Source organism: Paenibacillus sp. MMO-177 (assembly GCF_037147795.1).
GTDB lineage: Bacteria > Bacillota > Bacilli > Paenibacillales > Paenibacillaceae > Pristimantibacillus.
Genome location: NZ_JBBCUR010000005.1, coordinates 281,185 through 295,366 on the forward strand (window position 1 = coordinate 281,185; position 14,182 = coordinate 295,366).

General features: G+C 49.0%; 14 protein-coding genes. All 14 read right to left on the reverse strand.

What is annotated here, in order from left to right:
* Positions 1-38 precede the first annotated feature (38 nt).
* Complete coding sequence (locus WFK81_RS19425; RefSeq protein ID WP_336788039.1) at positions 39-494, reverse strand: VOC family protein; 456 nt, start codon at positions 492-494, stop codon at positions 39-41.
* A gap of 65 nt (positions 495-559) precedes the next feature.
* Positions 560-1,033 (reverse strand): GNAT family N-acetyltransferase, encoded by a 474-nt coding sequence (locus WFK81_RS19430; protein WP_336788040.1) that lies wholly within the window; start codon positions 1,031-1,033, stop codon positions 560-562.
* A 209-nt stretch (positions 1,034-1,242) separates the two neighbouring features.
* Positions 1,243-1,821, reverse strand: coding sequence for a DUF1345 domain-containing protein (locus WFK81_RS19435; RefSeq protein WP_336788041.1), 579 nt, complete (start codon positions 1,819-1,821; stop codon positions 1,243-1,245).
* Between the two features lie 305 nt (positions 1,822-2,126).
* Positions 2,127-2,867, reverse strand: coding sequence for a hypothetical protein (locus WFK81_RS19440; protein ID WP_336788042.1), 741 nt, complete (start codon positions 2,865-2,867; stop codon positions 2,127-2,129).
* Positions 2,868-3,247: 380 nt separating this feature from the next.
* Positions 3,248-3,625: a VOC family protein gene (locus WFK81_RS19445; RefSeq protein WP_336788043.1), complete on the reverse strand. Its 378-nt coding sequence runs from the start codon at positions 3,623-3,625 to the stop codon at positions 3,248-3,250.
* Between the two features lie 86 nt (positions 3,626-3,711).
* Positions 3,712-4,530: a helix-turn-helix domain-containing protein gene (locus tag WFK81_RS19450; protein ID WP_336788044.1), complete on the reverse strand. Its 819-nt coding sequence runs from the start codon at positions 4,528-4,530 to the stop codon at positions 3,712-3,714.
* 93 nt (positions 4,531-4,623) lie between these two features.
* A complete protein-coding gene (locus WFK81_RS19455) occupies positions 4,624-5,136 on the reverse strand; it encodes a GNAT family N-acetyltransferase (protein WP_336788045.1) in 513 nt (170 codons plus the stop codon).
* A 115-nt stretch (positions 5,137-5,251) separates the two neighbouring features.
* Positions 5,252-6,859 (reverse strand): glycoside hydrolase family 3 protein, encoded by a 1,608-nt coding sequence (locus WFK81_RS19460; protein ID WP_336788046.1) that lies wholly within the window; start codon positions 6,857-6,859, stop codon positions 5,252-5,254.
* A 24-nt stretch (positions 6,860-6,883) separates the two neighbouring features.
* Positions 6,884-8,506: a response regulator transcription factor gene (locus WFK81_RS19465; protein WP_336788047.1), complete on the reverse strand. Its 1,623-nt coding sequence runs from the start codon at positions 8,504-8,506 to the stop codon at positions 6,884-6,886.
* The gene (locus WFK81_RS19470) at positions 8,503-10,320 is read right to left on the reverse strand and encodes a cache domain-containing sensor histidine kinase (RefSeq protein ID WP_336788048.1); all 1,818 of its coding nucleotides are present in this window, start codon (positions 10,318-10,320) and stop codon (positions 8,503-8,505) included. Before WFK81_RS19470 ends, WFK81_RS19465 begins: the two co-directional genes overlap by 4 nt.
* Positions 10,321-10,344: 24 nt before the next feature.
* Positions 10,345-11,202: a carbohydrate ABC transporter permease gene (locus tag WFK81_RS19475; RefSeq protein ID WP_336788049.1), complete on the reverse strand. Its 858-nt coding sequence runs from the start codon at positions 11,200-11,202 to the stop codon at positions 10,345-10,347.
* Positions 11,202-12,083, reverse strand: a complete 882-nt coding sequence (locus tag WFK81_RS19480) for a carbohydrate ABC transporter permease (protein ID WP_336788050.1) — start codon at positions 12,081-12,083, stop codon at positions 11,202-11,204. The genes WFK81_RS19475 and WFK81_RS19480 overlap by 1 nt, the downstream gene beginning before the upstream one ends.
* 341 nt (positions 12,084-12,424) lie before the next feature.
* A complete protein-coding gene (locus WFK81_RS19485; RefSeq protein WP_336788051.1) occupies positions 12,425-13,804 on the reverse strand; it encodes an ABC transporter substrate-binding protein in 1,380 nt (459 codons plus the stop codon).
* Between the two features lie 193 nt (positions 13,805-13,997).
* Positions 13,998-14,180, reverse strand: coding sequence for a hypothetical protein (locus tag WFK81_RS19490; RefSeq protein WP_336788052.1), 183 nt, complete (start codon positions 14,178-14,180; stop codon positions 13,998-14,000).
* Positions 14,181-14,182 lie beyond the last annotated feature (2 nt).

Sequence of the window (14,182 nt, forward strand, 5' to 3'; positions counted from 1 at the left end):
CTGCTGCCCGCGATGCGGACAGTCCGCACCCGACTTACTTATTTATTGCCGAGTTGTTCCGCCAGTCCGATTAGAAGTCCTTCATTTCCACGAATGTAGCAGAGCCGATACGAGTTTTCGTACTGTACCATTTCGCCAACGAGCTGAGCACCATGCTTAGCAGTGAGTCTGGATACCATCTCGTCAATGTCTTCAACGGTGAACATGACGCGCAGATAACCGAGGGCATTTACAGGAGCAGTTCGGTGATCGGATATAACAGGCGGGTTGAGAAATCGTGAAAGTTCAAGCCGGCTGTGGCCATCCGGGGTAACCATCATAGCAATCTCTACACACTGTGAACCTAGCCCGGTGACGCGACCAGCCCATTCACCTTCGACGGTTGCTCGCCCTTCCAGCTTCAAGCCAATCTCCTCGAAGAAAGAGATTGCGTCATCAAGGGATTCAACAACGATGCCAACATTGTCCATTCTTAATAAATTGTTTTTTGCCATAGTTTTATCTCCTTATGTAAATAAATTATTTCTAAGGTTCCTCGTTAATTAGCGTAACGAATGAACTAATTTGTTAATGAGTTTTTCATTACGTACCAATAATCGGTCTCAGCTGGATACGCATGTTTTTCAATAACTTCATAATTTATTTTTTTATAAAAAGCTACATTACTCGGTATAGATATACGTACTTCTAACCTAGATTCATTTACACCTTTATTCCTAGCGTGATTTTCAATGTATCTTACCATCATTTTCCCAATGCCCCACCCACGGTGAGAAGGGAGTACAGAAACCCTTCCTATGTAAACATAATTATCTTGAAATATAAATTGTGCCGATCCGACAGGAACACCTTCCGCTTGGGCAATAATTGCTCCTCCATTATTAGAGATTTTCTTAACAATGTCATCAATAGTCTCTGACAGTGCTCCAGATGGAGGGTTTAATTTGCCCCGATACTCCTCAAATGCTTTTACCATTACATCGTGAACAGTTTGAATTTCTTCTAAACTGGCTTGAATGATCTTTGTTTCCATCAGTACTTTCCCCCATCAATACCTCGCTAATTTATATCTTTTGTTTTTTCATAATTTTACCACAAATATCTGCAAGTGTAATTTAGCGCTATGCTATCCTTCCTTTAGTTCAATAAAAATAGCAGCATATCATTATCTGATCAGCTGCCATTTTGTTAATCTCAACTAAAGTCTCCACGAGGTGGTCTATCATTTCTGCGCCTCAATTATTATGAGATGTTGATCGCCCGCGCTGCGATTACCACAACAATTACGAGAGAAATGGACGCCTGCATCATCGTTAGAGCTTTGGCCGTTTTCGATAACACAAGCGTATCCGTCGGGCTAAACGCGGTGTTTGTGTTAAAAGCCAAAAATAAATAATCGAAAAAGGCTGGACTCCAGGTTTTCAAATCCTCACGAGTCATTTGCGGGAAAAGAAAGTCTGGTAGACGTTCTTCTTTTTCATTTCTCGCGATGGGCCCGCCACGATCGATTTCCCAGTACCAGACGGAAAACACAAATATATTAGTTACCCAAAGCACCAAAGCGCTTCCGAACAGTTCACTTGCACTTGCAACGTGTGTGAAAAGTTGATGCAAAAGGATAATGACGCTGCTAATAAGCCCGAGCATCACCATGCTGTTTGTGATGAGCGCTAATTTTCGTATCCACTCGTGATGTCGCTTTAAAATGGAAATGATGAGCGGTACAAACATGCAAACAGCAAGGACCGGAAATGTCCAACTCTGCAATACGGTCAATTTTTCTGGTAGGAAACTAAGCAAGATGCTGATCACAATAATCACACTAAAATATTCCCACCTAAAGTGTCGGTTCACTCACTGCTATCCCCCTGTCTCCATTGTATTACTCCTAACAAAGCAACCTACCTATTTAAAGAGTTATTGTAGAAAATAGCTTTCACACTATTTGAAACATATTTATGCAAGGTAACTAGATTGTGGTTGGATGTTTGTGGATGCAAACGGACAGTGGGTATACAAAGTATTTGAAGAGCAAGGATTAATATAACTTATTCTTGTTACGCTCTCTTACCCCTTGAATAAAAATGGAGCAGCTGCCATCGGCAGACTGCTCCATTTCTGAACTATTATTCTCCTTCGCTTAGCAATCGAGCGAGTAACGACTCTGCCTCATGAGTCCTTCCCATCTTAAGAAGTTCATTCGCATGGTGCTCAATAATAATCTTGTTAGTAGAGAATGTATGCTGCAAGTTCCGAATTGAAGCAAAAAAAGCTTCTTTATCCTTTGCTCCTGTGGGTGGAGCCAATATACCCAAAGAATCTTCCGTTAAAATTGTAATCTGTTGACTCCGTTCAAACCGAATCTCTTGCAGGTATTGGACAGGGTTCGGAATTGGTTTTAGGTTAAATCTTTCTTGGACTTCGTTCAACACCTTCTGTTTCTCTCGTTTCCATCGATCATGATCAAACCATTTTGAATTCAAATCTTGAGCCTCTTCCTTACGAACACTCTCAAGATACGCTTCTTCACTCGGATAATCGTTAAGTAAAGCCAATTCGTCAAATAAGTATAACGAAAAAAAGTCGTGCAGATTTCGAGCAACAAGCTGTATGCGATCTGAATCCATTGGTGAGACCTGTATCACTGGTGCTTCATCCAAGTCTTGGACAAGGCCAAAATCAGCTAACAAAGCGTAGTGTATACCATCTACTCCAGTACGCGCAAACGGAAAAGAATCCACCGGCGTACAAAAATACCCTCCCTTCTCATTAAAATCAATACCTAGGAAGAGCCCCGTAGGAGTCTCCAAACATTCTACTCCTCGGGAAAAGCCTCTCTCCCAAAGCATTATTTGTTGAAGCAGCATGGGGGTCCGATACTTAATGGTCATTACATTAACCTCACAATTAATTTATTTTCTTCCAATTGAATTCAAGATTAATACCAAGTTATCCTGCCCATTCGCGGTTGCCGTTTACTTATTGGCGCCTGTTGCTTCATAAACCTGAGGCTATGCTCCTAATTCAAGTCACAAATCATCTACAAGGTTATTTCAACAAAAGCTGCAGTAGATCGCTCCGATCTGCTGCAGCTTTTTCATTGAACATTTAGTCCACTCAGGGCTGTTAATAGTATGGATGAATTCGGCATCGGGCAGCGCCGTCACGCGAATGAATAGCGTCTTCTGCTGACTGATCTGCTGCCGTTGCATCTACTTATTGTTTGATGACGCATTCTTTCCCTTCGTTAAGCGACGAGACTGATTAAATTATCATCGGGGTCCTTTACAATCGCATATCGCTCACCCCACGGCGTATTCCGCGGCTCGAGATAGCCGTCATATCCTAGCGCCGTCAACTGACGGTACAAGTCGTCCAACTCTTCGCGGCTGGAGATCTGAAAGGCGAGCTCGGTTCGATAGCCGACAGGCGCTTCCCAGCCTTCAAAAACGCTCTTTACCGATTCCACCATGTCGAATGCCCACACAATTCCGTCTTGCTCCACTTCTACGTGATGCTCTTCGTCGGCGCCGGCCGGAATAGTCAGCCCCAGCACTCGATAAAAATCCAATGCCCTCTTCATCTGTTCTACATAAATCCCCACTCGTCTCAACTTTACCGTCATGTCTTGCATCTCCCTTCACCCTGTTTGATTTTCACCCCCATTGTAGCGATTGCCACGCATCGAAAAATAGTAAAAAACGGACTTCCTCACTCCTGCCTGGTCAACCGTTTGAGCGGCAGCCCGTAATAACGCATAAAAGCACCGGCGAAGTGCGACTGATCGTAGTACCCATGTTGAAGCGCCAATTCCGTCAAGCTGGAATAGTCTCCGCTGTACAATTCCTCCAGTACGCTTTGAAAGCGGACGATACCGAGCATCTCCTTCGGACTGAGGCCAAGCTCCCGGTCAAAGGCCCTCCGCAGATGCCTCTCGCTGAAGTTCACTTTATCCGCCAATTCCGTTACGGAAAGATTGCCTTTAGAATCGTATATATATTGCATGCTCTGGTACACCAAAGTGGGGGCAGACGTCTCGCTCGCAGCCAGCATTTGTTCCAATTGTTGTTCGACGACCTCGATCCTGTCCGGAATCGATTTGGCAGTCAGCAGTTTTTCGACCCAATCCAGCGCCTCCTGTCCCCAGAGCTCCTCTAAAAACACACGATTTGCCGTAAATGCCGATATGGGAGACTTTAGGATCGTACGGGCCGATTCCGAATACAGCCGGATGCCCCAAACCGAGCGTGCTTTTGCAAACTGCAAAACTTCCACTTGCGTCCTTAACCCTACGACATAAGCAGCCTGGCGGCTTGATGGCGCGAGCAGATCCACTATAATATCAACACAGCCATCGGGTATGACTCGATGCCCCTGATTGCCAGGGACCGGCTTGAAATCAACCGTCCAATAGGTAGCGACATGCGACGCCAGGTGGCGGCTCGGCGCAAACTCCCGGAAGCTGTGCGAGGGGCGATGCAGCTTTGGCTGCAATTGGGGAGCATGCAAGGGGCGATAAGGATGCGTCATCCGTCCTCTCCCTCCTATTCCGTCTAGATGATTCGCTTGCTTGTAATGAGATTCTCAGAAATAGTGATATTCATGGCAAGATCCCGTCTCGCGTTATTTAGTGAGATCCATACGCCAATCATTGCATCGAATGAAATTTCCCGGCGGATACTCGAAGGCGCACTCGCCGATGAATATAAAGTCGAGCTTCCTGCAGATTGCGTTTGACGCGGGATTGTCGATGGACGGAAATGCGTGAATGTACCTGTGTTTCCGCTCTCCGCTGGCTCTTGCGAGGGTAGCCGCGGTCGCTGAAGCCGCTATGCCTCTGCCCTGGAAAGGTGGCAAAACTCCCCAGCCGATCTCGTATATTCTCTCCTCCTGCCAGGTGCGTTCCCAGTACCCAATATTACCGACCGCTTCGAGATCAGGGTGCAGGACAATGCTGAACATACGACCAGTTCCTTTCCTGCCGATCTCAAGGTACCGATTGTGGCGTGCAATGACTTGCTCCTCACTCTCCGGACCTCCAAGGTATTTCAGCATCTCCGGCGCATTCAGGCGATAAAGCAGAGCGAGGTCGGCTTCTGTCCATGGCTCAATCCGTATCTTCATTCGATTTGGCATCTCTTTCACTCCTATAAATGGAATAAAGGAAACGTATGTTCCTAATTAATTGTAGCATACTAAGCAAAAAACCGCCCCTGAAGGTCAAACATGACCATCAGAGGCGGTTCTCTATTTACAGCGTTGCATTCCAACCAAAAGGGTATTCCGCGGATAGCTCAAGCGGCAGCGAGCCGGTTGGCTTCAGCTCGCCGGTTAATACTTTGGCGGCTGATTCCAGGGCAAGCGGGCGGCATTCGTATACGGCCAGATAAGCCTTAACGTCCGGATATACCTTCAGATCAAGCGGGTTGCGGACAGATACCGCAACGGTGCGGTCGCCTGCCAGCTTAATGACTTGCCTTGCGATCTCGCGTTCAATCGGATGTTTTGTCGCATCGTAAGTGACCACAACAATCTGCTCGAACGTTTCCACACCGGCAAGCGGATCCGAGCCGCTCATGGAACGCTCCTCGACTTGATCAAGCCTATTCTTCAGATAATCGCCAAGCGTACCGTCGTTCGATAACATCTCATCCGCAACCGATACCGGCTTGATGTCCGGCCACAGCACAAGCGTGCGGCCTTCCCGGCGAAGCGGAAGCAGCGGAGCTTCATTTTTCACTAGAGTAGCAGAAGCTTCACTCCATCTCCGGGCAACCGATTGGTTCGCCGATGTCGCAAGCTTCTGCTCAACCTCCTCCCATGCCGCGAGAGGGGCGTCGATCTCATAATCTTGTTTCAGCTGCATCACTCTCGCGAGCGATTCGTTAATCCGCTCCTCGGACAGCTCGCCGTTCTCAACCGCGGCAACGACGGCTTCAAGCGCAGCCACCTGCTTTTCATACGTATGGCTGACAAGAACCATGTCGGCTCCGGCTTGAATGGCCTGAACGGCACCATTGGCCGGACCGTAAAATTTATCGATGGCATCCATCTCTAGGCAATCGGTGACGATAACCCCTTTGTAACCCAGCTCTTTACGCAGCAGCCCTGTTAAGACCGGCTCCGACAAAGTCGAAGGCTTCCCTGATGGATCAAGTGCCGGCAGGCAGACATGGGCCGTCATAATGGCCGCGGTTCCAGCCGCAATTGCCGCGCGGAACGGTGCCAGCTCGATCGCATCCAGCCGCTCCCGGCTATGAGGCAGTACCGGCAAATCATGATGGGAGTCTACCGAGGTGTCGCCATGGCCGGGGAAATGTTTAACCGTTGCCGCAACCTTTGAAGCCTGATAGCCCAGCAGGGCAGCTTTCCCCAGCTCGCTTACGATTTGCGGCCGGTCGCCGTAGGAACGGACGTTAATAACCGGATTATCCGGATTATTGTTAACGTCGAGGCACGGCGCGTAGTTCATCGTAACGCCTAACAAGCGAAGCTCTTCGCCGCATACGCGCGCTGTCTCGCCCGCTCCTTCTGCCGAGCCCGTTGCCCCAAGCGCCATATTGCCGGGCATCAGCGTAACGCCGTCCACAATGCGGGCCACCATGCCGCCTTCCTGGTCAATCGCGACAAGCATGTTTGGCCGGCCGGCACGACCGGCAATGTCCTTCAGCGAGCCGGACAGCTGATGAACCTGCTTGGCATTGCGCACATTGCGCCCGAAATAGATGGTGCCGCCGATGCCGTACTTTTCAATTAACGAAGCGATCTCTTCCGTAGGTTCATAGCCGTGAAATCCGAATACAAACAGCTGTCCGACCTTCTCCCGCAGCGACCAGCCGTTCCAATTATACTCTCCCATTAACGTCCCCTCTTCCCCGGTAATCTAGCTTTCCTGCTCCTTCTGAACCTGCTGATGCTTGCTCCGGTAATCCGTCGGATTCTCCCCGGTATACTTCATAAATACTTTTGTAAAATAGCGCCGCTCCGCGTAACCAACTTCCTTCGCGATCTGCGCGACACTTTTCATCGAATCCGCGAGAAGCGATTTCGCCTTCTCCATCCGTTCGCGGGTGACATATTCAATAAAGGTTTCGTTATAGGTTTGTTTGAACAGCAAGCTGAAATAAGAGGTGCTTAAGCCGACATGAGTCGCTGCTTCCTCAACGCTCAAATCCCGGTAGAGATTGCGTCCCAGGAACGCCTTGGCTTCCGCCATGGAGCGCTCGGACTGTTTTTTCTTATCCGTCGATTTCTCGGCAACGGCCTTTGTCACCTGCAAGATGACCGACAGCAGATCCTTAATGCCAAACCTCCTGTCGAGCTTCAGCCAGAGAAGATCCTCCTGCTCGCGCGAAAAAATCCCCATTTCCTTCGTTTCGCGCATCAGGTTGAGCACAAAGAAATGCAGCATCGGCTTAAACCGTCCAAGCGAGGTCTCGTTCATCATCTGCAGCTGGGCAGTCAGATGCTTAAGCTCCTCGTCAACAACCGCCGTATCGCCGCGTTTGACTGCCCCAATCAGCTTCTCGGAAGTATCCCAGAAAGCCTGGTCTTCTCTCGAAGCACCGACACAATCGTTCGGGTAGACGCAAATCTGTTCCTGCACCGGCGTAAGCTGCATACCCTGCTGTACCATTTTGTACGCCTGCGACAACGCCTTGATATCCGCGTAATCCTTGTAAATACCGGCATACAGCGATAACTTGACGTGGTTTTTCACCGCCGTCAGCAGCAGCTCCGTCCAGAGCGTAATTTGCTTCAAATCATAGGCTAACGTCTTCTCGCATTCGATAAGCACGCACCATTCGCCGTCGCGGATTTGAATCACCGCATGATGAAGGCCGTTCTGCTGAAGCCTCTCCCGCAGGACATTGCAGACCGCGAAGTTCCACAGCTTCCGCTCCTTGTCCGACCATTCCCGCCAGTCCTTGGTGCGTTCCGAGCTGACGTCAAGATCAAGCACGATCAGCACATACTTCTTAACCAGCTCCTGCTCTTCCCCGTTAAACAGCCAATTGCCGCTAGTGACTTCGGTATAATCCATCAAAATATCGTATAAAACCTTCTCGCTCGCAAGGTCGATCATGCGGCCGATCTTCTGCTGTTCCTCGCTTTGCTGCTTTTTCTTCTGGCGTTGATTGGCCATTACCCGGGCAATAACTCCCGTTAATTCGTCGTAAGGGATAGGCTTTAAGACATAATCCTTCACGCCATATTGAATGGCTGCCCGGGTATAGGCGAAATCCTGATAGCCGGACAGCATAATAATGTCGCTTTCCGTCCCTTTTTCCCGAATATGCCTGACGAGCTCGAGCCCGTCCATAACCGGCATCCGAATATCGCATAGCACGAGATCAAACGATTCCGATTCCAGAAGCTCAAGAGCCTCCATCCCGTTTTTTGCCGTTCCGCCAACGGTTAAGCCAAGCATCTCCCAAGGAATAACCTTCTCGAGATTTCTGGTAATGTGCGGTTCATCATCCACGAGCAATACTTTGCCGTTCATAATCGTTCACCTCTGTTTTTCGGAATGGTGCAGCGAATAACTGTGCCATATCCTTCCGCGCTGCAAATCCTTAATCCGTAAGATGGACCATAATGAATACGAAGGCGATCCGCCACATTGCGGAGCCCTAGTCCCCGCCGTTCTCCAAGCTCTGCGGCATTGCGCCGCTTCCCGATTGGCTGCTGCTCCCGCTCGGCGAATTTTCTGAGCGTCTGCTCATTCATGCCATGTCCGTTATCGCTGACCGTAATAACAATCCGATGGGCTTCGACCGAGACATCGATCGTGATCATACCGGCCCCGTCTTCCAGCCCCTCAAAGCCATGCTGAATGCTATTCTCAACAAGCGGCTGAAGCGTCAGCTTCAGAATCGAATATTCGAACGCTTCTTCCGTTACGTTTAATTCATACGCAAATAAATCCTCGAATCTGTACTTCTGAATTTCCAGGTAACTGCGGACATGCTCGATCTCTTGGCTGAGGAAAATCTCTTCGCTATGATGCATGCTTGTGCGCAGCAGATTGCTGAGCCGCCGCACCATCATCATAATTTTCCCGCCCTCATTCTGGGCGGCTAGCGCATTAATGGATTCCAGCGTATTAAACAAGAAATGAGGCTTGATCTGCGCCTGCATCAGCATCATCTCGGCATGCTGCTTGCGCTCTTGCTCCGTTCGCACTTCCGTGAGCAGATCGCCGATCCGCTGCACCATGCTGTTGAAGCTGTTGGCGAGAAGCACCGTCTCATCCTTACCCTGCGCGTTAACGCGGATATCGAGGAGACCTTGCTCAACGAGGCGCATTTTGCGGACGACCTTAATGATGCTTTTCGCTACCCGGTTCACAAAAAAGATATTAAACAATATGGCCGACAGGATACACAGGATCGTAATCATCCCAATCCATTGGACAAACCGTTCGTTCTCGTTCGTCAGCATATCCCATGATTTTACGGATACGAGCACCCAGTCGTTAAAGCCGAGATTATAGGAAGAGACGAGACTGTCTTCTCCGTTGAACCGCAGCCTTGCGCTGGAATAATCGGCCGTTTTTTGCGGTAAAGCGCTGGAATATTCCGATATATTCGTTCCTTCGAAATGCTTGCTGCTGTCCAGCATCACAAGTCCTTCGGAGTTTACGATCACATACCTGGAATTGGGGCCTTCGGCCTCCGGATTGAGGAAGGTATTCAACATGGAATAGACCTCTTCGGTCTTATATTGCGTGATCATAAGCCCAAGATCGTCTAAGGTCTCATAATCTTTGACAAGTCTGAGCTGGGTAAACAAAGGCGGCTCCACCCCGGTCAGCTCCTGATGCTCATAAGGGCCAATCCATTTCGGGCGGCCTCCAAGCTTAATCGTTTCATTATATAAGGGCTGGTCCTTTAACGCTTCGAAGGCAATGGGCCGAAACGTTGTCGGGTCATTGCGGAAGGCGCGGAACATCGTGCCATCCATCGCATACAGCACGACAAAGCTGACAGCCGGGTGCTGGAATAAGATCCGCTTCATTTCCTTTTCCGATTGGTTAATGGCAATCAAGGTGCTGGCATCGTCGCTGGAGTAATATTTGGTGTAATTCAGCGTGTCCTGCACCTCGGAGCTCGTTAAATTACCGTCGGAGAGCTGATCAAGCTCCTTGAAGAAGTACTTGATATTCCCTCCGACAGCCTTGAGAGATATTTCGGTCTGCTCGCTGTACTTTTTCTCCAGTACGGATTCCGTATTAAGAAAAGACACGATGCCAAGGCCAATCATCGGAACCACAACCAGAAAAATAAATGCAAGCATCAGCTTTGGTCTCAAGTTCATCTAGCGGGCCCCTTCCGGTCGTCCTCAGCCCTTCACGCTCCCCGCCGTCATGCCTTCGATAATTTGCTTCTGCAAGAAGAAGTACACGACAAGCACCGGAATAATACTCATAATAACGGCGGCCGATAAAGCGGCAAAATTCGTGCGGTAGCCGTCGTTAAAACTGGCCATGCCCGTCGGCAGCGTGCGGAGCGATTCGGATGTTATAAATAATTGGGATAAAATGTATTCATTCCAGTTGCCAATAAAATTAAGAATCGTAACCGTAACGAGCGCCGGCATGGAGATGGGCAGCACTACCTTTACGAATAAGCCGCCAGCCGTAAGCCCGTCCATAATACCCGCCTCTTCGAGCTCGGCAGGAATAGATAACATAAAGGCATAAATAATAAACACGGTAATGGGCAATGCATATGTGCAGTATACCAAAATAAGGCCAAAATGCGAATTGTATAAATGGATGCCGCCAAGGCTCATTTGCTGAATCAGACGGTAGAGCGGAATGAACAGCGCCCCCGGCGGGACAAGCAGGCCAAACAGGATAAACTGGTACACCGCTTTATTCATCCGCGAGTATTTCATGCGGGACAACGCAAAGGATGTCATCGCCGCAAAAAGCAGCGTTACTAAGCACGCGATAACCGTTACCTTCAGGCTGTTCAAGGCATAAAGACCAATCTTTGCCGTTTCCCAAGCTTGCCTGTAATTGTCAAAGTTGAAATGCTTCGGGAATGCCCAAGTATTGACCGTAATCTCGCGGCTCGTCTTGAAGGAAGACATGAACAGCCACACGAGCGGGAATAACGTTGCGACAATGTACACGATCAAGGAAAAATGAATCCAGAACTTCCCTTTGCGCAGGCCCGTAATTGCTGCATTCATCAGTACTGCACCTCCTCATGCTTCGTCAGTTTCTGCAGGATGCCCGTAAGCACGAGAATCAGAATAAACATCGTAACGCCAATCGCGCTGCCGTATCCAAGCTCCATCGAACGGAAGCCAACCTTCAGCATGTACGTGGACATGACCTCGGTCGACTGGAACGGACCGCCGTTTGTCATAATCTGAACGATATCAAGCACCTTCATCGTGCCGGACACCGTAAGGAGCAGCATAACGAACAACACGGGACGGATCAGCGGAAGCGTAATAAGCCAAGTCTCGCTCCAGCCATTGACGCCGTCGATTTTCGAAGCTTCAACGATTTCTTTCGGAATGTTCAAAATGGCAGCGAGACAAAGAACGATAAAGAAGCCTATATTCTGCCATGCATTTGCGATCAGAATCGAGAGCATCGCGAGCTTTGGATCCGACAGCCATTCGCGTGCCCAGCTGTCCGGAGCGACAAGACGGATGAACTGGTTGATAAGACCCGAATCGTAGTTGTACAACACGCCAAACAATATAGCGACCGTTGCCGTCGAGATAACGACGGGAACAAACACGGCCGACTTGTAAAAGTCACGCATACGGCCAACCTTACTGATCAGAACCGAGATAAGGAAGACGAGCGGAATATTCACGACCAGGGAAAACGCCATAAAATAGAAATTGTTCGCAAGCGATTTCAGGAATACATGGTCTTTCCACAGCCGGGTGAAATTGTCCAGGCCGATAAACACCTTCTGCGTAATGCCATCCCATTGAAAAAATCCGTAAACAAACGATACGATAACCGGATACACAAAAAACAAAGCATACAATACAAGCGTTGGTAGAATGAACGCGATATAAGTATACGGATTTCTGAGAGCCTTGTTCATAACTTCGCCTCCTGCTTCCTTTGAAAAAACCTTTATCGAAGCCATTCGAAGATGAGCGACTTACGATAAAAGGCGGGTTTCTGTAAAAAAGCTAAGGTTCGCAGAAAACCTTAGCTTTTTCCCTTCTTATTTCCCTTGCCTGTGAAGTTGTTTTAGAACTGGATCTCCTCGCGAAGTCTTAGCGGAGCGGAAGTATCATTCTGGAGAAGCGTAGCGTTCGCTTTTGCCACCCGAATTTCATCCGCTATGCGGATTATAATGAAGAAATTCGGTGGCAACGGCGATCGGAAGAATGATACTTCCGCGTAGCGGTCATCATGCGATTCAATCCATTCTAATTCTTACTTCGCAGCAGCGTTCGCCTTATCTTGTGCGGCCTGAATATCCTTAGCAACCTTCTCAGGCTTGCTTACCTTACCGATCAGCTCTTGCAGACCCACGTTTACAACAGCGCCAACGGCAGGCTGAACGATAGCGTCATAAGCTTTCCAGGATGTCGAAGCGTTAGCCATCACCGTCAGCACTTCGGAGATCAGCGGATCTACGCCGGACAGGTCGGACAGCTTCATCGAAGGAAGAACCTTGTCTTCGAGCAGCGTGCGTTTTTGGATTTCTTCATTAAAGAAGTTAGCGATGAATTTCTTAACCATGGCAATTTGATCTTCGTTCAGGTTAGCCGAGAAGCCGAAGCCGTTCGAGTACGAAGCGTTGATCGACGTTTGGTCGCCTGCGCCGCCTGCGATCGACGGGAAGTTGAAGTAGCCGATTTGGCCCTTCAAATCGCCGGCCTCGTCGCCCGTGAAGCGGTTGGCATCCCATGAGCCCGTGAACACCATGGCTGCTTTGCCGGACAGGAGCTGCGCTCCTTGATCAGCGTAAGCAAGACCAAGCGCACCTTTGGTGAAGTAGTCTTTGTTTACTAGCGTTGCGTAATCCGTAAAGCCTTTGATAAAGCCTTCATCCGTCCATTTGGTTTCGCCGGTAACAAGCTTGTTGATTGCGTCAATGCCTACGTTACGCTCCATAACGGTGTTCCAGAGCATGCCGTTAACCCAGCCGTCTTTAGCTGCCAGACCAAGCGGAGTAATGCCGGCTGCTTTGATCTTGTCTGCTGTTTCAAGCAATTGATCCCAAGTCGTAGGAACGGAAAGACCAAGATCAGAGAAAATTTTCTTGTTGTAGAAAATACCTTCCGAATAGCCGCCGAACGGCAAGCCGTATACTTTGCCGTCAACCGTGAACTCGTCAAGGCTGGCGAATTTGTCTTTAATGCCAAGCTCTTCAATGATTGGCGTCAGGTCGAGCATGCGGCCTGCTTTTACATACAGGTTCAGGTCGGCGCCGCCGAACACTTCGAAGATATCAGGCGGATTGCCTGCCGTCATTTCCGCTTTCAGCTTCTGGTCGCGGTTGACAACTTCGTCGATGCCCTCGAGCTTGAAGGTCAGGCCAGGGTTCTCATCCTGCGTTTTCTTTACAACATCCTCGAGAATTTTTAAGCGGTTTTTGCTCGTCTCTTTAATTTGCGTATGGCGGAGGGACAACGTTATGTTTTTCGCTTCCGGAGTAGGGGTTGCTTCAGTTGTAGCTGCCGGCTCTTGCGAAGCTTCTGTGCTTGCAGGAGTCTTATTTCCGCCGTTATTATTGTCCGATCCGCAGGCCGAAGCGACCATGGTGAATGCGGCAAGCAACGTGGCGGTGAGCAAAGTACTTTTTTTCATTGAAGAAGACCTCCTCGATATGATATTGCTTGTTTGCCTTGCACCCTTATTATAGATTCGATAATTCCTTGCTCGGGAGGTCGAAAATAAGCCCGACGAGGGATACAATTCTATTTTTTTTAGAAACAGGGATAAAAAAACACAGCTTCTCGGGTTACTATTCCGGGCAAGCTGTGTAATGATAGATCACCTATTACTTACGCATATCTTCAATATGAGCTCGGATTGCCTTATAAAAGGCTCTCCATTCTTCATTTCCTTGCTCAGAACCTGACGTATCGGGCATCGGGCTCCCCTGATCCGGCTGACCGGGCCCAGGGGAACCGGTGTGACGCTCGCTCATCGCTTTCGCCCACTTGTCCTTTTCTCCAGACATTT